This window comes from Pseudomonas vranovensis (genome assembly GCF_040438935.1).
Taxonomy (GTDB): Bacteria; Pseudomonadota; Gammaproteobacteria; order Pseudomonadales; family Pseudomonadaceae; genus Aquipseudomonas; species Aquipseudomonas vranovensis.
Genome location: NZ_CP159259.1, coordinates 4,480,992 through 4,499,863, shown reverse-complemented (window position 1 = coordinate 4,499,863; position 18,872 = coordinate 4,480,992). Strand labels below are relative to the sequence as shown.

The 18,872-nt window shown below is 63.1% G+C and carries 17 protein-coding genes and 1 pseudogene; 11 read left to right on the top strand and 7 right to left on the bottom strand.

Features of this window, described 5'->3' with window-relative positions; translation table 11 throughout:
- Positions 1–2: 2 nt before the first annotated feature.
- The 11 genes from hutH to ABVN19_RS20840 all read left to right on the top strand — a co-directional run bounded on the left by hutH (position 3) and on the right by ABVN19_RS20840 (position 13,865).
- Complete coding sequence (gene hutH / locus ABVN19_RS20890) at positions 3–1,535, top strand: histidine ammonia-lyase (RefSeq protein WP_028945542.1); 1,533 nt, start codon at positions 3–5, stop codon at positions 1,533–1,535.
- Between the two features lie 90 nt (positions 1,536–1,625).
- Entirely contained in the window at positions 1,626–3,038 is a 1,413-nt protein-coding gene (locus ABVN19_RS20885) for an amino acid permease (protein ID WP_028945543.1), read from the top strand.
- A gap of 15 nt (positions 3,039–3,053) precedes the next feature.
- Positions 3,054–4,259 (top strand): imidazolonepropionase, encoded by a 1,206-nt coding sequence (gene hutI / locus ABVN19_RS20880; RefSeq protein ID WP_028945544.1) that lies wholly within the window; start codon positions 3,054–3,056, stop codon positions 4,257–4,259.
- Positions 4,260–4,273: 14 nt separating this feature from the next.
- Complete coding sequence (gene hutG, locus ABVN19_RS20875; RefSeq protein ID WP_028945545.1) at positions 4,274–5,068, top strand: N-formylglutamate deformylase; 795 nt, start codon at positions 4,274–4,276, stop codon at positions 5,066–5,068.
- Positions 5,069–5,155: 87 nt separating this feature from the next.
- Positions 5,156–6,127 carry a prolyl aminopeptidase gene (gene pip / locus ABVN19_RS20870; protein WP_028945546.1) on the top strand — a complete coding sequence of 324 codons (972 nt, stop codon included), beginning with the start codon at positions 5,156–5,158 and terminating at the stop codon, positions 6,125–6,127.
- The gene (gene dtd / locus ABVN19_RS20865) at positions 6,124–6,561 is read left to right on the top strand and encodes a D-aminoacyl-tRNA deacylase (protein ID WP_028945547.1); all 438 of its coding nucleotides are present in this window, start codon (positions 6,124–6,126) and stop codon (positions 6,559–6,561) included. The genes pip and dtd overlap by 4 nt, the downstream gene beginning before the upstream one ends.
- Before the next feature lie 261 nt (positions 6,562–6,822).
- The gene (locus tag ABVN19_RS20860) at positions 6,823–8,538 is read left to right on the top strand and encodes a glucan biosynthesis protein G (RefSeq protein WP_084168032.1); all 1,716 of its coding nucleotides are present in this window, start codon (positions 6,823–6,825) and stop codon (positions 8,536–8,538) included.
- Positions 8,531–11,104 carry a glucans biosynthesis glucosyltransferase MdoH gene (gene mdoH, locus ABVN19_RS20855; RefSeq protein ID WP_028945549.1) on the top strand — a complete coding sequence of 858 codons (2,574 nt, stop codon included), beginning with the start codon at positions 8,531–8,533 and terminating at the stop codon, positions 11,102–11,104. The genes ABVN19_RS20860 and mdoH overlap by 8 nt, the downstream gene beginning before the upstream one ends.
- Before the next feature lie 192 nt (positions 11,105–11,296).
- A complete protein-coding gene (locus tag ABVN19_RS20850; RefSeq protein ID WP_028945550.1) occupies positions 11,297–12,097 on the top strand; it encodes a transporter substrate-binding domain-containing protein in 801 nt (266 codons plus the stop codon).
- Positions 12,098–12,175: 78 nt separating this feature from the next.
- Positions 12,176–13,138, top strand: coding sequence for an amino acid ABC transporter permease (locus ABVN19_RS20845; RefSeq protein ID WP_105642372.1), 963 nt, complete (start codon positions 12,176–12,178; stop codon positions 13,136–13,138).
- Positions 13,131–13,865: an amino acid ABC transporter ATP-binding protein gene (locus ABVN19_RS20840; RefSeq protein WP_028945552.1), complete on the top strand. Its 735-nt coding sequence runs from the start codon at positions 13,131–13,133 to the stop codon at positions 13,863–13,865. Before ABVN19_RS20845 ends, ABVN19_RS20840 begins: the two co-directional genes overlap by 8 nt.
- Positions 13,866–13,924: 59 nt before the next feature.
- Here the strand turns inward: ABVN19_RS20840 and ABVN19_RS20835 are convergent.
- From ABVN19_RS20835 to hisI, 7 genes and pseudogenes are all read right to left on the bottom strand, one after another.
- Positions 13,925–15,842, bottom strand: a pseudogene (locus ABVN19_RS20835) (methyl-accepting chemotaxis protein).
- A 79-nt stretch (positions 15,843–15,921) separates the two neighbouring features.
- Positions 15,922–16,629, bottom strand: coding sequence for a 16S rRNA (uracil(1498)-N(3))-methyltransferase (locus ABVN19_RS20830; RefSeq protein ID WP_028945554.1), 708 nt, complete (start codon positions 16,627–16,629; stop codon positions 15,922–15,924).
- Positions 16,626–17,417 (bottom strand): twin-arginine translocase subunit TatC, encoded by a 792-nt coding sequence (gene tatC / locus ABVN19_RS20825; protein WP_105642371.1) that lies wholly within the window; start codon positions 17,415–17,417, stop codon positions 16,626–16,628. Before tatC ends, ABVN19_RS20830 begins: the two co-directional genes overlap by 4 nt.
- Entirely contained in the window at positions 17,414–17,794 is a 381-nt protein-coding gene (gene tatB / locus ABVN19_RS20820) for a Sec-independent protein translocase protein TatB (protein ID WP_028945556.1), read from the bottom strand. The genes tatC and tatB overlap by 4 nt, the downstream gene beginning before the upstream one ends.
- Before the next feature lie 3 nt (positions 17,795–17,797).
- Positions 17,798–18,073: a twin-arginine translocase TatA/TatE family subunit gene (locus tag ABVN19_RS20815; RefSeq protein WP_028945557.1), complete on the bottom strand. Its 276-nt coding sequence runs from the start codon at positions 18,071–18,073 to the stop codon at positions 17,798–17,800.
- Between the two features lie 25 nt (positions 18,074–18,098).
- Positions 18,099–18,434 (bottom strand): phosphoribosyl-ATP diphosphatase, encoded by a 336-nt coding sequence (locus ABVN19_RS20810; protein WP_028945558.1) that lies wholly within the window; start codon positions 18,432–18,434, stop codon positions 18,099–18,101.
- Between the two features lies 1 nt (position 18,435).
- A complete protein-coding gene (gene hisI / locus ABVN19_RS20805) occupies positions 18,436–18,828 on the bottom strand; it encodes a phosphoribosyl-AMP cyclohydrolase (RefSeq protein WP_028945559.1) in 393 nt (130 codons plus the stop codon).
- Positions 18,829–18,872: the final 44 nt, after the last annotated feature.

Genomic DNA, 18,872 nt, shown 5'->3' with positions numbered 1-18,872 from the left:
ACGTGACTGAATTGACCCTGAAGCCCGGCACCCTGACCCTGGCTCAGCTGCGTGCGATCTACAAGCAGCCGGTAAAACTCAAGCTGGATGCCAGCGCCGATCAGCAGATCGATGCCAGCGTCGCTTGTGTCGAGCAGATCCTGGCGGAAAACCGCACCGCCTACGGCATCAACACCGGGTTCGGCCTGCTGGCCTCGACCCGCATCGCCAGCCACGACCTGGAAAACCTGCAGCGCTCGCTGGTGCTGTCCCACGCCGCTGGTGTAGGCGCGCCAATCGATGACGCCCTGGTGCGCCTGATCATGGTGCTCAAGGTCAACAGCCTGAGCCGTGGTTTCTCCGGCATCCGTCGCAAGGTCATCGATGCGCTGATCGCCCTGATCAACGCCGAGGTGTACCCGCACATCCCATTGAAAGGTTCGGTAGGCGCATCCGGCGACCTGGCGCCACTGGCGCACATGTCGCTGGTGCTGCTCGGCGAAGGCAAGGCCCGCCACAACGGCCAGTGGCTGCCGGCCACCGAAGCCCTTGCGGTTGCCGGCCTTGAGCCGCTGACCCTGGCGGCCAAGGAAGGTCTGGCCCTGCTCAACGGCACCCAGGCGTCCACCGCCTTTGCCCTGCGCGGCCTGTTCGAAGGTGAAGACCTGTTCGCCGCCGCCATGTCGGTCGGTGCCCTGACGGTTGAAGCAGTATTGGGTTCGCGCTCGCCGTTCGATGCCCGTATCCATGAGGCCCGTGGCCAGCGCGGCCAGATCGACGCCGCCGCCTGCTACCGCGACCTGCTCGGTGACGGCAGCGAAGTCTCGGCTTCGCACCAGAACTGCGGCAAGGTGCAGGACCCGTACTCCCTGCGCTGCCAACCACAAGTCATGGGTGCCTGCCTGACCCAGTTCCGTCAGGCAGCCGAAGTGCTGGTGGTCGAGGCCAACGCCGTATCCGACAACCCGCTGGTATTTGCCAAAGAAGGTGATGTGATCTCCGGCGGCAACTTCCACGCCGAGCCTGTGGCCATGGCAGCTGACAACATGGCCTTGGCCATTGCCGAGATCGGTTCGCTCAGCGAGCGCCGCATCTCGCTGATGATGGACAAGCACATGTCCCAGTTGCCGCCGTTCCTGGTGGCCAATGGCGGCGTCAACTCGGGCTTCATGATCGCCCAGGTGACCGCTGCTGCACTGGCCAGCGAGAACAAGGCCCTGGCCCACCCGCACAGCGTCGACAGCCTGCCGACCTCGGCCAACCAGGAAGACCACGTGTCGATGGCCCCGGCTGCCGGCAAGCGCCTGTGGGAAATGAGCGACAACGTGCGCGGCATTCTGGCCGTGGAGTGGCTGGCTGCCTGCCAGGGCCTGGACCTGCGCGAAGGCCTGAAAACCTCGCAAAAGCTCGAACAAGCCCGCCAGACCCTGCGCAGCAAGGTCGCCTACTACGAGAAAGACCGCTTCTTCGCCCCGGACATCGAGGCGGCAATCGCCCTGTTGGCCGAAGGTCACCTGACCGGCCTGCTGCCGGCCAAGGTCCTGCCTAGCCTGTGATCCTCGGGCTGGCCATCGTGCCAGCCACCTGCCGCACGGACCTTCATCGGTCCGTGCCGCTTTTCGCCTACAACAAAAACAGGACGCGAAATGCACACTCAAGCACAAGGACTCACGCGCGGATTGAACGCGCGTCATATTCGCTTCATGGCATTGGGATCGGCGATCGGAACCGGTCTGTTCTACGGTTCTGCCTCGGCCATCCAGATGGCCGGCCCGGCCGTATTGCTGGCCTATCTGATTGGGGGCGCCGCGGTCTTCATGGTCATGCGCGCGCTGGGTGAAATGGCCGTACACAACCCGGTGTCCGGCTCTTTCGGCCAGTACGCCAACACCTACCTGGGGCCGATGTCCGGGTTCATCCTGGGGTGGACCTACGCCTTTGAAATGATCATCGTCTGCCTGGCCGACGTCACGGCGTTCGGCATCTATATGGGCTTCTGGTTTCCGGAGGTGGCCCGCTGGATCTGGGTGCTGGGCATTGTCTTCCTGATCGGCGGCCTGAACCTGTGCAACGTCAAGGTGTTTGGCGAGATGGAATTCTGGCTGTCCTTGCTCAAGGTCGGTGCCATCGTTGCAATGATCCTGGCCGGTTTCGGCATCATGGCGTTCGGGCTGAGCAATGCCGATGCCGGAAACGTGGTGGGCGTCAGTAACCTGTTCGAGCATGGCGGTTTCATGCCCAATGGCATCGGCGGCCTGATCGCCTCGTTTGCCGTGGTGATGTTCGCCTTCGGCGGCATCGAAATCATCGGCATCACCGCCGGCGAGGCCAAGGATCCGCAGCGCGTCATCCCCAAGGCGATCAACGCCGTGCCGCTGCGCATCCTGCTGTTCTACATCCTCACCTTGTTCGTGCTGATGTGCCTGTACCCATGGCCACAGATCGGCAGCCAGGGCAGCCCGTTCGTGCAGATCTTCAGCAACCTGGGCATCGGCTCGGCGGCGACTGTGCTGAACATCGTGGTGATTTCGGCAGCGGTATCGGCCATCAACAGTGACATCTTCGGTGCCGGTCGGATGATGTACGGCCTGGCACAGCAAGGCCATGCACCCAAAGGCTTCGCCAAGATTTCCCGTCACGGCGTACCGTGGATGACCGTGATGGTCATGGGCGCCGCCCTGCTCGGGGGTGTGGTGCTCAACTACTTGATCCCGGAAAACGTGTTCCTGCTGATTGCCTCGATCGCCACCTTTGCTACTGTCTGGGTCTGGCTGATGATTCTGGTGACCCAGGTTGCCATGCGTCGCAGCATGAGCCGTGAAGAGGTGGCCCAGCTCAAGTTCCCGGTGCCGTTCTGGCCATACGGGCCGGCAGCGGCAATTGCCTTCATGCTGTTCGTGTTCGGCGTGCTCGGTTACTTCCCTGATACTCAGGCAGCGTTGCTGGTGGGCGTGGTCTGGGTGCTGTTCCTGGTCGCTTCCTACCTGCTGTGGTGCAAGCCGCGGGCAGCCAAGGGCGAATTGCCTCTGGCCCAGGATCCTTCTCAATCTCACCGCTAACAACGGAGACACTCCATGAAAACCCTCTGGCAGCACTGCCATGTGGCGAGCATGGCCCAAGGCAGCTATTCGATCATCGAGGATGCGGCGATAGTCACCAGCGCCGGCCACATCGAGTGGATCGGCCCGCGCCAGGCGCTACCGGCCATTACCGCTGACAGAACCGTGGACCTGGGCGGTGCCTGGGTCACGCCGGGGCTGATCGACTGCCACACCCACGCGGTGTTCGGTGGCAATCGCAGCGGCGAGTTCGAGCAGCGCCTCCAAGGCGTGAGCTACGCCGAGATCGCCGCCCAGGGCGGCGGCATTGCCAGCACCGTGCGGGCTACCCGCGCAGCCAGCGAAGATGAACTGTTCGCCAGTGCCCGCCAGCGGGTGCAGGCGCTGATGCGCGATGGCGTGACCACCCTTGAGGTGAAGTCTGGCTACGGCCTGGACCTGGCCAACGAGCGCAAGATGCTCAAGGTGGCCCGTCGCCTGGGCGAGGAGCTGCCGGTTACCGTGCGCAGCACCTGCCTGGCCGCCCATGCCTTGCCGGCTGAGTACAAGGATCGCGCCGACGACTACATCACCCACATCTGCGACGAAATGCTCCCCGCCCTGGCTGCCGAAGGGCTGGTCGATGCCGTGGATGCGTTCTGCGAGTACCTGGCCTTTTCCCCGGCCCAGGTCGAGCGGGTGTTCATCACGGCCCATGCGCTGAAACTGCCGGTCAAGCTGCACGCCGAGCAACTGTCGTCGCTGGCGGGCTCGAGCCTGGCCGCGCGATACCAGGCGTTGTCGGCCGATCACCTGGAGTTCATGACCGAAGACGATGCCATCGCCATGGCTGCGTCGGGGACCGTGGCGGTGTTGCTGCCCGGCGCCTTCTACTTCTTGCGTGAAACCCAGCTGCCGCCCATGGATGCCTTGCGCACGCACGGGGTGAAAATCGCCATCGCCAGCGACCTCAACCCGGGTACCTCACCAGGGCTGTCGTTGCGACTGATGCTCAACATGGCCTGCACGCTGTTCCGTATGACCCCGGAAGAAGCCCTGGCCGGTGTTACTCTGCATGCCGCCACGGCCCTGGGCCTGGGCCATAGCCATGGCTCGCTGGAAGTCGGCAAGGTGGCTGACTTTGTCGCCTGGCAGATCGAGCGCCCGGCAGACCTGTCGTACTGGCTGGGCGGCGACCTGCCCAAGCGGGTGGTGCGCCGGGGCCATGAAATTTTCAACTGATTGAAGGAGGGCCTATGGACAAGGTACTGAGTTTTCACCAGGGCAGCCTGCCGCTGCTGATCAGCATGCCCCATGCCGGTTTGCGCCTGACCCCCGTGGTTAAAGCCGGGCTGGTGGCGCAGGCGCAAAGCCTGCCGGACACCGACTGGTACATTCCGCAGTTGTACGACTTTGCCCGTGAACTGGGCGCCAGCGTGGTGGCGGCCGAGTACTCGCGCTTTGTCATCGACCTGAACCGCCCGGACGATGACAAACCCTTGTACGCCGGCGCCACCACCGGGCTGTACCCGGCCACCCTGTTCGAAGGCGAGCCGCTGTTCGAGGCGGGCAAGGAGCCGTCGGCCGAAGAGCGGGCCGAGTACCTGGAAGGCATCTGGCGTCCTTATCACAACACCATCCGCAGTGAACTGGATCGCCTGAAAAAGCAGTTCGGTTACGCACTGCTGTGGGATGCCCACTCGATCCGTTCGCATATCCCGCATCTGTTCGACGGCAAGTTGCCGGACTTCAACCTGGGCACCTTCAACGGCGCCAGTTGTGCTCCGCAGCTGGCCGAGCGCCTGCAAGCGGTTTGCGCCAGGGCCGACCAGTACAGCCACGTGCTCAATGGTCGTTTCAAGGGTGGGCATATCACCCGTCACTATGGCGACCCGGCCAACAACATCCATGCGGTGCAGCTGGAACTGGCGCAGAGCACCTACATGGAAGAGGTCGAACCGTTCAAGTACCGCGAAGACCTGGCCCAGCCGACCCAGGTGGTATTGAAGCAGTTGCTGGAGACTATGCTGGCCTGGGGCAAGGCCCACTAGCGCTGTAGGCGCAGTGGTGATGATGCTCAAAGCGCAATTCGGGTTTATGATGCCCAACGGCAGAATAATTCCCACACGGAGTGCGTAATGCAGACCTTGTACCCGCAGATCAAACCCTACGCCCGGCACGATCTGGCCGTGGAAGCACCGCATGTGCTGTATGTCGACGAGAGCGGTTCGCCGGAAGGTCTGCCGGTGTTGTTCATCCACGGTGGCCCGGGTGCAGGCTGCGATGCCCAGAGCCGCTGCTACTTCGACCCCAACCTGTACCGGATCATCACCTTCGATCAGCGTGGCTGTGGTCGCTCGACCCCCCATGCCAGTCTGGAAAACAACACCACCTGGCACCTGGTCGAAGACATCGAGCGCATCCGCAAGCACCTGGGCATCGACAAGTGGGTGCTGTTCGGCGGCTCCTGGGGTTCGACCCTGGCCCTGGCCTACGCCCAGACCCACCCCGAGCGCGTTCACGGGCTGATTCTGCGCGGCATCTTCCTGTGCCGCCCGCAAGAGATCGAGTGGTTCTACCAGGCAGGCGCCAGCCGCCTGTTCCCGGACTATTGGCAGGACTACATTGCCCCGATCCCGGCCGAAGAGCGTGATGACCTGGTCAAGGCCTTCCACAAGCGCCTGACCGGCAACGACCAGATCGCCCAGATGCACGCCGCCAAGGCGTGGTCCACCTGGGAAGGGCGCACCGCTACCCTGCGGCCCAACCCGCTGGTGGTCGATCGCTTCTCCGAGCCCCAGCGCGCGCTGTCGATCGCTCGCATCGAGTGTCATTACTTCACCAACAATGCCTTTCTCGAACCCGACCAGCTGATCCGCGACATGCCGAAGATCGCCCACCTGCCGGCGGTGATCGTGCATGGCCGCTACGACGTGATCTGCCCGCTGGACAACGCCTGGGAGCTGCATCAGGCCTGGCCCAACAGCGAACTCAAGGTGATTCGCGACGCCGGCCACGCTGCGTCCGAGCCGGGCATCACCGATGCCCTGGTACGTGCTGCCGACCAGATGGCCCGGCGTCTGCTCGATCTGCCATTGGAAGAAGCATGAAGGGTTTGCTGCAACGCGTGCGTGGCGCGCGGGTCGATGTAGAAGGGCAAACCGTCGGGGCAATCGACCAGGGCCTGCTGGTGCTGGTGGCGGTCGAACCCGGCGACACCCCGGCCCACGCCGACAAGCTGTTGCACAAGCTGCTCAACTACCGGGTATTCAGCGACCCGCAAGGCAAGATGAACCTGTCGCTCAAGGACATCGGCGGCGGTCTGCTGCTGGTGTCGCAGTTCACCCTGGCCGCCGACACCCAGAGCGGGCTGCGGCCCAGCTTCTCGACCGCCGCGCCACCGGCACTGGGGGCCGAGTTGTTCGACTACCTGCTGGCCCAGGCCAGGCTCAAACATGAAACGGTTGCCAGTGGCCAATTTGGTGCAGACATGCAAGTGCATCTGGTCAATGATGGCCCCGTAACATTTATGTTACAAATCTGATGGCAAAAAACCCCTGTTTGTAGGAAAACAAGGGGTTTTGTGGCAGAAATAGTTTGTTTGGCCTGATGCGTTGTAACGCAGCCTGCTGGATAATCGCGCGCTATTGGGCCTGCGTTCGTGGGTTCGTTTCACTCTGACTTGAGACTGTCTGGAACCGTTTGGGGAATCATTGCGCCCTTTCGGAGTCCGAACAGTGCTCGCCAACCTGGCATTTGTCGCTGGCCGTTGGTTCTTTAGATCTGTTTTCGGCGAGGGTTGCTCGTGATTGTAAGTCCCTGTAATGCACCAAGAACTCCTGGCAATCGGCTGCGCAAGGCCCTGCTGGCGGGCGCTACGCTGGTAGGCCTGTTCAGCGCCGGCCAGCTCTGGGCGTTCAACCTTGACGATGTCGCGGCCAAGGCGAAGGATCTTGCCGGACAGAAATATGAGGCTCCAAAAAGCAATCTGCCGGCCGTGTTCCGTGACATGAAATACGGCGACTACCAGCAGATCCGCTTCCTGAATGAGAAAGCCGAATGGGCGAATGAGAAAACCCCGTTCAAGCTGTCGTTCTATCACCAGGGCATGCACTTCGACACGCCGGTGAAAATCAACGAAGTCACGGCTACCACGGTCAACGAGATCAAGTACGACCCGAGCCGCTTCGATTTCGGTACTGTGCAGTTCGATCCAAAGGCCACCGAGAACCTGGGCTATGCCGGTTTCCGTGTCCTGTATCCGATCAACAAGGCCGACAAGCAGGATGAGATCATGACCCTGCTTGGCGCCAGCTACTTCCGCGTGGTCGGCAAGGGCCATGTGTATGGTCTGTCTGCCCGTGGCCTGGCCATCGACACCGCGCTGCCGTCCGGCGAAGAATTCCCGCGCTTTACCGAGTTCTGGGTCGAGCGCCCGAAGCCTGCCGACAAGCACCTGGTGATCTACGCGCTGCTCGACTCGCCGCGTTCCACCGGCGCCTACCGCCTGACCCTGCGTCCGGGCAGCGACACCATCGTCGACGTCAAGTCCAAGGTGTTCCTGCGTGACCACGTCAGCCGTCTGGGCATTGCCCCGCTGACCAGCATGTTCCTGTTCGGCGGCAACCAGCCATCCAAGGTGCTGAACTACCGTCCGGCCCTGCATGACTCCGAAGGCCTGTCGATCCACGCCGGTAACGGCGAGTGGTTGTGGCGCCCGCTGAACAACCCGAAACACCTGGCCGTGAGCAATTTCAGCGTCGAGAACCCGCGTGGTTTCGGCCTGCTGCAGCGCCAGCGTGAATTCAGCCAGTTCGAAGACCTGGACGACAACTATCAGAAGCGCCCAAGCGCCTGGATCGAGCCGGTGGGCGACTGGGGCAAGGGTACCGTCGATCTGGTCGAGATCCCGACCGCCGACGAAACCAACGACAACATCGTTGCGTTCTGGAGCCCGGAAAAACTGCCGGAGCCAGGCACCCCGTTCGAATACGCCTACCGCCTGCACTGGACCATCGACGAGTCCGCGTTCCACTCGCCGAACCTGAGCTGGGTCAAGCAGACCCTGCGTTCCACCGGTGACGTCAAGCAATCCAACCTGATTCGCCAGCCAGACGGCAGCGTTGCCTTCCTGGTCGACTTCGAAGGCCCGGTATTGGCTAAACTGCCGGAAGACACCGCTGTGCGCAGTCAAGTCAGTGTTGGCGACAACGCCGAGCTGGTCGAGAACAACCTGCGCTACAACCCGGAAATCAAAGGCTGGCGCCTGACCCTGCGGTTGAAGGTCAAGGATCCGAGCAAGTCGGTTGAAATGCGCGCGGCGCTGCTGCGTGACGTTCCGGTCGAGCCGGCCAAGCCCGCTAAAACCGCCAAGCAGGAAAAAGCTGCGGCCAAGCATGCCAAGGCCGAGAAGCCTGCCGAGCAACCTGCCGCCGACGCGGCGCCTACCACCGGGACACCGGCCACCACCGAACAGGTGTTGACCGAGACCTGGAGCTACCAGTTGCCTGCCGATGAGTAACTCTCAAGCACGGCCAGAATCGCTTGGCGAATACCTGGCCCATCTACCACTGAGCGACGAGCAGCGGGCAGAACTTGCCAGCTGCAACTCGTTCAGCGAGCTGCACCAGCGTTTGTCTTCGCAGCCAGCTGTCCGTGATGCCGACGCCGTGCAGGCGTCGGTGGGCAGCCGCCTGACCCTGACCAGCGCCGCTGAAATGGAAGAGGCCGAGATGCTCGGCCTCGACGCCAGCGGTCGCGTGTGCCTGAAGGCCACGCCGCCGATCAAGCGTACCCGGGTGATTCCCGAGCCATGGCGGACCAACATCCTGATCCGCGCCTGGCGTCGCCTGACCGGGCGTACCAACGCCCCGGCGCCGGCCAAGCGCGAGCTGCCCAAGGCACGCTGGCGCTGGGTCGGTTCCATGCGCCGCTACATCCTGCTGACGCTGATGCTCGGCCAGACCATTGTCGCCGGCTGGTACATGAAGGGCATCCTGCCGTACCAGGGCTGGTCGTTCGTCGATCTTGACGAAGTCATGCACCAGCCGCTGCTGCAAACGGCGACCCAGGTCTGGCCGTATGCGCTGCAGACCAGCATCCTGATCTTGTTCGGTATCCTGTTCTGCTGGGTCTCGGCCGGTTTCTGGACCGCGTTGATGGGCTTCCTCGAGTTGCTGACCGGCCGCGACAAGTACCGCATTTCCGGCAGCAGTGCCGGTAACGAGCCGATCGAGGCGGGTGCGCGTACCGCCATCGTCATGCCGATCTGCAACGAAGATGTACCACGGGTATTCGCTGGCCTGCGTGCGACCTTCGAATCGGTGGCGGCCACGGGCGACCTGGACCGCTTCGACTTCTTCGTCCTCAGCGATACCAACGACACCGACATTGCCGTGGCCGAGCAACAGGCCTGGCTTGAAGTCTGCCGCGAGTCCAAGGGCTTCGGGCGGATCTTCTACCGTCGCCGCCGTCGCCGGGTCAAACGCAAGAGCGGTAACCTCGACGACTTCTGCCGTCGCTGGGGCAGCGACTACCGCTACATGGTGGTGCTCGACGCCGACAGCGTCATGAGCGGCGAATGCCTGACCAGCCTGGTGCGGTTGATGGAAGCCAACCCGGACGCCGGTATCATCCAGACCGCGCCGAAGGCTTCGGGCATGGACACCCTGTATGCGCGCATGCAGCAGTTCGCCACCCGCGTCTATGGCCCGCTGTTCACCGCCGGCCTGCACTTCTGGCAGCTCGGTGAGTCGCACTACTGGGGCCACAACGCGATCATCCGCATGAAGCCCTTCATCGAGCATTGCGCCCTGGCGCCGTTGCCGGGTAAAGGTGCATTCGCCGGCGCCATCCTGTCCCATGACTTCGTTGAAGCTGCGCTGATGCGCCGTGCCGGCTGGGGCGTGTGGATTGCCTACGACCTGCCGGGCAGCTATGAAGAGTTGCCGCCGAACCTGCTCGACGAGCTCAAGCGTGACCGGCGCTGGTGCCACGGCAACCTGATGAACTTCCGCCTGTTCCTGGTCAAGGGCATGCATCCGGTACACCGCGCGGTGTTCCTCACTGGGGTGATGTCGTACCTGTCGGCGCCGCTGTGGTTCTTCTTCCTGGTGCTGTCGACGGCCTTGCTGGCGACCAATACCCTGATGGAGCCGCAGTACTTCCTCGAGCCACGGCAGCTCTATCCGCTGTGGCCGCAATGGCACCCTGAGAAGGCCATCGCGCTGTTCTCCACTACCATCGTGCTGCTGTTCCTGCCCAAGCTGCTCAGCGTCATCCTGATCTGGGCCAAGGGTGCGAAAGAGTTTGGCGGGCGCTTCAAGGTCACCCTGTCGATGCTGCTGGAGATGCTCTTCTCCATGTTGCTGGCACCGGTGCGGATGATCTTCCACACCCGTTTCGTGCTCGCCGCGTTCCTGGGGTGGGCTGCGACCTGGAACTCGCCGCAGCGTGACGACGACTCAACGCCGTGGAGCGAAGCGGTACGCCGTCATGGCCCGCAAACCCTGCTGGGTGTGGCTTGGGCGCTGCTGGTGGCGTGGCTGAACCCGAGCTTCCTGTGGTGGCTGGTGCCGATCGTAGGTTCGCTGATGCTGTCGATCCCGGTCTCGGTGATCTCCAGCCGCGTACACCTGGGCCTGCGTGCCAAGGACGAAAGCCTGTTCCTGATCCCCGAGGAATACGCCACGCCCCACGAGCTGCTGGCCACCGACCAGTACACCCACGAGAACCGCTGGCACGCCATGCACGACGGTTTCGTCCGTGCCGTGGTCGACCCGCAGCAGAACGCCCTGGCCTGCGCCCTGGCGACTGCGCGTCATGGTGTCGCAGCGCCGATCGAATCGCTGCGCGCCGAGCGCATCGAAAAAGCGCTGGACCTGGGGCCGACCGGCCTGGACGGCAACACCCGCCTGGCCCTGCTCAGCGACCCGGTCGCCCTGGCTCGCCTGCACAATCGCGTGTGGGATGAGAAGCACGAGCCGTGGTTGAGCGTGTGGCGTCAGTCGATCGCCAACGATCCGCACTCGCCGTTGCTGCCGCTGCATCCAGAGCCGGTGGCACAGCCTTCGATGGCCAGCGCCTGATTCATCGCGGTGCAAGCCCGCTCCCACAGCCACTGTGGGAGCGGGCTTGCACCGCGATGATCTCCCCCCTTTTTCCGATACCCACAACGCTGTCCATGCGTTAGCATCCCCTCCGAATATCTCGCACCGTCCTGTAGGACGATTCGCGCTAAAAATAAAATTCGAGCTTTCTTGCTGGGGGATCTGGTGATGTTGAAAAAGTATCTGTCGATGCTGCTGGTCGGCGTCACGGCGCTGGTTGCGGTCAATGCCGCCCAGGCAGCCGGGGCTATTGATGATGCAGTCAAGCGTGGCACCCTGCGTGCAGGCATGGACCCTACCTACATGCCGTTCCAGATGACCAACAAGCGCGGCGAGATCGTCGGCTTCGAAGTCGATATCCTCAAAGCCATGGCCAAGTCCATGGGCGTCAAGCTGGAGATGGTCTCCACGTCCTACGACGGTATTATCCCGGCCCTGATGACCGACAAGTTCGACATCATCAGCAGCGGCATGACCCTGACCCAGGAACGCAACCTGAAGCTGAACTTCAGTGAACCCTTCATCGTGGTCGGCCAGACCCTGCTGATCCGCAAGGAACTGGCGGGCGAGATCAAATCCTACAAGGATTTGAACAACGAGAAATACCGCCTGACCTCCAAGCTCGGCACCACTGGTGAAATGGTCGCCAAGAAGCTGATCGGCAAGGCCAAGTACCACGGCTACGACAACGAGCAGGAAGCGGTGATGGATGTGGTCAACGGCAAGGCCGATGCCTTCGTCTACGACGCACCGTATAACGTGGTTGCCGTGAACAAGGCCGGTGCCGGCAAGCTGCTATTCCTGGACAAGCCGTTCACCTTCGAACCCCTGGCCTTCGGCCTGAAGAAGGGCGACTACGACAGCCTGAACTTCATCAACAACTTCCTGCACCAGATCAAGCACGACGGTACCTACGATCGAATCCACGACAAGTGGTTCAAGGACACCGCCTGGCTCAAGGACATGGAATAAGGCCACGGCGCAGCGCCTGGCTTGAAACCCGACGCGCAGGCTGGCCCTGCGCGTTCGCTTTTACGGAAGTACCCTTACGTGATCAAACACAAAAAATCCCAGTGGCCCTGGCACGGGCTCACCGCGCTGGTCCTGGTTGGCCTGGCGCTGAGCCTGTACTACGCGACCTCGATGATCTCCTACGAGTGGAGCTGGAACCGGGTGCCGCAATACTTCGCCTACGAGGCCGAAGTTGCCCAGCGGGCCCCCGAAAACGGCACCATCGAGTCGATTACCCCTCAAGGCACAATGGCCACCGTCACCGTGCGTGACGAGAGCGGTGCCGAGCAGGTATTCGAGGTCGAACAGACCAGTGTGCAGCTGTCGCGTGGCGATGATGTCAGCGAAGGCGACCTGATCGGCGTCACCCATCACTGGGCCGCCGGACCCTTGGCCTGGGGCCTGTGGACCACCATCTGGATCTCGGTAGCCTCTGGCGTACTGGGCCTGGTGATCGGCCTGTTCGCCGGCCTGTGCCGGTTGTCGAGCAACCCGACCCTGCGTGACCTGTCCACGGTCTACGTCGAGCTGGTGCGCGGCACACCCCTGCTGGTGCAGATCTTCATTTTCTACTTCTTCATCGGTACGGTGCTGAACCTGTCCCGGGAGTTTGCCGGGGTGGCGGCGCTGGCGCTGTTCACCGGAGCCTATGTGGCCGAGATTGTCCGTGCCGGCGTGCAGTCGATTGCCAAGGGGCAGGGCGAAGCAGCCCGTTCCCTGGGCTTGAGCGCAAGCCAGTCGATGCGCCATGTGGTATTGCCACAAGCCTTCAAGCGCGTGCTGCCGCCGCTGGCCGGGCAGTTCATCAGCCTGGTCAAGGACACCTCGCTGGTGTCGGTGATTGCCATTACCGAACTGACCAAGAGCGGGCGCGAAGCGATCACCACCTCGTTCTCGACCTTCGAGATCTGGTTCTGCGTGGCCGGGTTGTACCTGTTGATCAACCTGCCGCTGTCGCACATGGCCAGCCGGCTCGAGCGGAGGCTTGCGCAAAGTGATTGAAGTCCGTGATCTGGTAAAAGTCTTCGATACCCGTGGCCAGGTGGTGCGCGCGGTCGATCATGTCAGTACCGATGTAGCCAAGGGCGAAGTGCTGGTGGTGCTGGGGCCGTCGGGGTCGGGCAAGTCGACGTTCTTGCGCTGCCTGAACGGTCTGGAGTCCTTCGACGAGGGCACCGTGGCCATCGACGGCCTGCAACTGGCCGACCCCAGGACTGACGTCAACGCCTACCGCCGCGAAGTCGGCATGGTGTTCCAGCACTTCAACCTGTTCCCGCACATGACCGTGCTGGAGAACCTGTGCCTGGCGCAGAAGGTGGTGCGCAAGCGTGGCAAGGCCGAGCGCGAGGCCAAGGCCCGGGCACTGCTGGAGAAGGTCGGGATCGCCCAGAAGGCCAACGAGTACCCATCGCGGTTGTCCGGCGGGCAGCAGCAGCGGGTGGCGATTGCCCGCGCCCTGGCGATGGACCCGAAGGTCATGCTGTTCGATGAACCGACTTCGGCGCTGGACCCGGAAATGGTCGGCGAAGTGCTGGATGTGATGAAGACCCTGGCCCTGGAAGGCATGACCATGGTCTGCGTGACCCACGAAATGGGCTTTGCCCGGGAAGTGGCGGATCGGGTGTTGTTCTTCGACCACGGCAAGCTGCTGGAGGACTCGCCACCCGAGCAGTTCTTTACTTCGCCCAAAGACCTGCGGGCGCAGGCCTTCTTGCGTCAGGTCCTTTAGAACCTTCGCGGGGCAAGCACGCTCCTGGCTGTAGGCGCGAGCTTGCCCCGCGAAACGGTTTACAGCTGGAAGCGCCCGACCAGCATCTGCAAGTGATTCCCCAGCCGCGCCAGTTCCACACTGGAGGCCGCCGTTTCTTCACTGGCCGCTGACGTCTGATCCGACACATCCCGCACGTTCATCACGCTACGGTTGATCTCCTCAGCCACGGCGCTCTGCTGCTCGGCCGCCGCCGCAATCTGCTGGTTCATCGCCTGGATCGCCGACACCGTGCGGGTGATGGTCTCCAGTGACGTGCCAGGCGCGGCGAGTCAGTTCGACGCTGCTGTCGGTCAGGCTGCGGCTGGCGTCCATTACCGTGGCCACTTGCTGGGTACCGTTCTGCAAGCCGGCGATCAGTTGCTCGATTTCTTCAGTGGACTGCTGGGTGCGCTGGGCCAGGCTGCGTACTTCGTCGGCGACCACGGCAAAGCCGCGTCCGGCTTCACCGGCGCGCGCTGCTTCGATAGCGGCGTTGAGGGCCAGCAGGTTGGTTTGCTGGGCCACCGACTTGATCACATCGAGCACGCTGCCGATCTTGTCGCTTTCGGCCTTGAGCTGGCCCATGGCTTCGCTGGAGTGGTTCACTTCCCGGGCCAGGTGTTCGATCTGGGCGATGGCTTCGCCCACCACCCGATCCCCTTCGCGTGCCTGCTGGTCGGCCACCACGGCTGCCTCGGAGGCTTCCTCGGCGTTACGTGCGACCTCATGCACGGTGGCGGCCATTTCGTTCATGGCGGTGGCCACTTGGTCGGTCTCGACCTTTTGATTGTTGACCCCGGCGCTGGTCTGCTCGGTCACTGCCGAGAGCTCTTCGGCAGCGCTGGCGATCTGGGTGACGCCGTCACCGATGCCGCCAATCAGCTCGCGCAGGCTGACAGTCATGCGCTGCATGCTGCGTTGCAGCTGGCCCAGTTCGTCGCGACGCTCGACGTTGAGGTCCTGGCGCAGGTCGCCGCTGGCGATGCGGTCGGCGGCATTCAAGGTCTGGCGCAGGGGAATGACGATCTGGCGGGTGATGGCCCAGGCGGCCAGCAGGCTGAACAGCAGGGCCAGCACGGTGGCCAGGGTCAGCATGGACTTGGCGTGCTGCGATTCTTCATCGCGTACCTGGGTCAGGGCAATGGTCAGTTGCTTGCTCTGGTCGATCAGGGTCTGGCCCAGGCCGGCCATGTGTTGCGTCGCTTGCTCGTTGGCGCCCTGGGCAACGCCGAACTGGACGACGGCTGCGCGGTAGCTGTCCAGGGAGCGTGCGGCTTGCTGGAAGCTGCTGGTGAAGTTGGCGGGCAGTACTTCGGCCAGGGTTCGCAGTTGGGCAGTGGCCTGGTCGATGGACTCGAGTGCTGCCTGCTGGAATTCTGCCTTGGCGCTGTAGGTGTAGCCACGCACCTGGAAGCGCGCCTGCAGCAGCAGCTTGCTCGCATCGACAACGCTGTTGAACAGGTTCAGGTCGCTGCCACCGAGCAGTTGTTGTTCGACTTCGGTAATGAGCTTCACGGCCTGGTCGGCGCTGCTGCTCATCACCTGGCGGCTGGCTTCGCGCTGCCTTGCCGCCTCTTGAGCCTGTTGCAGGGCCTGGCGATACGCTCGCACCGCCTGGTTCTGCTGCTCGATGTGCTGTTTGTCCCGGGGGCGGGTGATGCGCTGGTCAATTTGCTGCAACTGGCGTTCAAGGCTGGTGAGCGTGTTGTCGAGGGTTTGGGCCGAGGCCTCGTCGCCCCGCAATTGGTAGCCCTGACGTGCGATGCGCAGGTCCAGGGTAGCTTCCAGCACCTGGGAGATGCCACCCAGGGTGTCGCCCCGTTGGGTCACGCCACTGATGCCCTGCCAGCCGGTCAGGGTAATGCTCAGGGTGAGCAGCAGCACCAGGCCGAAGCCGATGCCGAGTTTACGATTGACGCTCACGTTACCCAGGTTTTGGGCTAACCAACGGTACATGGTGGGACTCCATTGCGATCGGCAGAGGCGATTTATTGTTCTGGTGCCCATGCATCGGCGCCGGATCGCAAAACTGAAGTCAGAACAGACGAGCGAGCAGGGCGGTAACCGCCGTCTCCACGCGCAGGATGCGCTCGCCCAGTTGCACCGGGGCAAGGCCTGCCTTGCCCAGGAGGTCGATCTCGTAGGGGATCCAGCCGCCTTCCGGGCCGATGGCCAGGGTCACCGGCTCGTCAAGGCCACGCGGGCAGGGGGGGTAGGGACCAGGATGGCCGACCAGGCCGAGGGTGCCCGCGGCGATGGCCGGCAGGCGGTCTTCGACGAACGGCTTGAAACGTTTCTCGACGATGATCTCGGGGAGAATGGTGTCGCGGGTCTGTTCCAGGCCCAGTATCAATTGCTCGCGAATCGCTTCGGGCTCCAGAAACGGTGTTTGCCAAAAACTTTTTTCGACCCGGTAGCTGTTGACCAGGATCACCGTGGGCACACCCATGGTGGCGACGGTCTGGAACACCCGGCGCAGCATCTTCGGGCGCGGCAGGGCCAGTACCAGGGTCAGCGGCAGCTTGGCCGGCGGTTCGCGGTCGAAGCTGACCGAGAGCTCCGCTTCGTGACCTTCCAGGCGCAACACCCGGGCTTCACCCATCAATCCGCCGATGCGTCCAACGCGCAGGCTGTCGCCCACCGCCACGCGGTGGATTTCCTGCATGTGGGTAAAGCGCCGGTCGGCCAGGACGACGCGGTCAGCCGCGATGAAGTCGGCCTCCTCGAGGAGCAACAGGTTCACGGCTGGGTCGCTGGCGGCTGGTCGTTGTGGTCGTCGGCTGCGTCATCCTGTGGCGCGCTGCGCTTGCGGATCAACGAGCCAAACAGAATGCCGATCTCGAACAGCAACCACATGGGCACCGCGAGCAGGGTCTGGGAGAAGATGTCCGGCGGGGTCAGGACCATGCCGACCACGAAGCAGCCGATGATCACATAGGGGCGGATCTTCTTCAGGTACTTCACGTCGACCACGCCGATCCACACCAGCAGCACCACGGCCACGGGGATCTCGAAGGCGACGCCGAAGGCGAAGAACAGGGTCATGACGAAGTCCAGGTAACTGGCAATGTCCGTCATCATCGACACCCCTTCAGGGGTGGCACTGGCAAAGAACCCGAAGATCAGCGGGAACACCAGGAAGTAGGCGAAGGCCATCCCGGCGTAGAACAGGAAAATGCTCGAGACCAGCAGCGGAATGGCGATGCGCTTTTCGTGGCGGTACAGGCCCGGGGCGATGAAGCCCCAGATCTGCTGCAGGATCAGCGGGATGGCGAGGAACAGCGAGACGATCATGGTCAGTTTGAACGGCGTCAGGAACGGCGAGGCCACGTCGGTGGCGATCATCGTTGCATTGGCCGGCAAGTGCGCGCGCAAGGGCGCTGAGACCAGGGTGTAGATCTGCTGCGCGAAGGAGAACAGCCCGGCGAAGATCAGGAAGATAGCCGCGACGCAGCGCAGCAGGCGTGTACGCAGCTCGGTGAGGTGCGAAACCAGCGGCATCGGCTGGTCGTTTTCCGGAATATCGCTCATGGGGCTCGCGGGGGCTGTGTCGGTTCGGTGGTCACGCTGGCGGCTGGCGTGGTGTCGCTGCTGGCCGGGGTCGGCGCGGCGGCGGTCTCGCTGCTGGCTGCCGGGGCTACCGGCGGCTGCGGGCTCACGCTCTGCGGGTTGAGGATCTTGCGCGCTTCTTGCTCCATGGAAAGGATGTGCTCGTTGTGCAGCTGGCGACGGATGTCATCGGCGCCGATTTCACGCTCCACCTCCTGCTTGATCGCATTGAAGCTGCGCTTGAGGCGGCCGATCCACAAACCGGCGGTACGCGCGGCACCCGGCAGGCGCTCGGGGCCGAGTACCAGCAGGGCCACCAGGCCCACGAGCAGAAGTTCGCCGAAGCTGATCCCGAACATTGATCAATCTTTCCTGATGGGCTCTTCGACTTTGTGCGCCTGGCCGTCGATGGTCTGCGGCTGGTTCAGCGGCGAGGCCTGGGGCTGGACGGGCTGTGCCGGTTGCACCGGCGGCGGGGTCGATTCGGCAGGCTTGGACTCTTCTTCGTTCATGGCCTTGCGAAAGCCCTTGATCGATTCGCCCAGGTCACTGCCCAGGTTCTTCAGCTTCTTGGTGCCGAACACCAGTACCACCACGACCAGCAGGACAACCCAGTGTTTCCAGTCAAAAATACCCATGGTGCAATCCCTCGAGATAATTCAGTTAGGCCGAAGGCTGGCGCGCGGCCTTTTCGGCGTGCCCGGACAGGCCGAAGCGGCGGTCCAGCTCGTCCAGCACCGCCTGCGGGTGCTGGCCCAGTGCGGCGAGCATGACCAGGCTATGGAACCACAGATCGGCGGTCTCGTAGATGACATCGCTGTAATCTCCGCTGTGGGCGGCATCCTTGGCAGCGATGATGGTCTCGACCGACTCTTCGCCGAGCTTTTCCAGAATCTTGTTCAGGCCCTTGTGATACAGGCTGGCGACGTAGGAGCTGTCGGGTTCGGCGCCTTTGCGCGACTCCAGTACTTCAGCCAGGCGGGTCAGGGTGTCGCTCATGTCAGTGTCCTGCGCTGTAGATGGCATGGGGATCCTTGAGGACCGGGTCGACAGTTTTCCACTCACCATTTTCGTACACACGGTAGAAGCAGCTCTCGCGACCGGTATGGCAGGCGATATGCCCCAGTTGCTCGACCATCAGGATGATCACGTCGGCGTCGCAGTCCAGGCGCATTTCGTGCAGCTTTTGCACATGGCCGGACTCTTCGCCCTTGCGCCACAGTTTGCCACGGGAACGCGACCAGTAGATGGCGCGCTGCTCGGTGGCGGTCAGGCTCAATGCTTCGCGGTTCATCCAGGCCATCATCAGCACGCGCCCGGTCTTGTGGTCCTGGGCAATGGCCGGTACCAGGCCATCGCTGTTCCAGTTGATCTCGTCCAGCCAGTCTTTCATGTTCGACTCCAAATCAGGGCCTGATCCTTTGCCAGGCCCTGGCG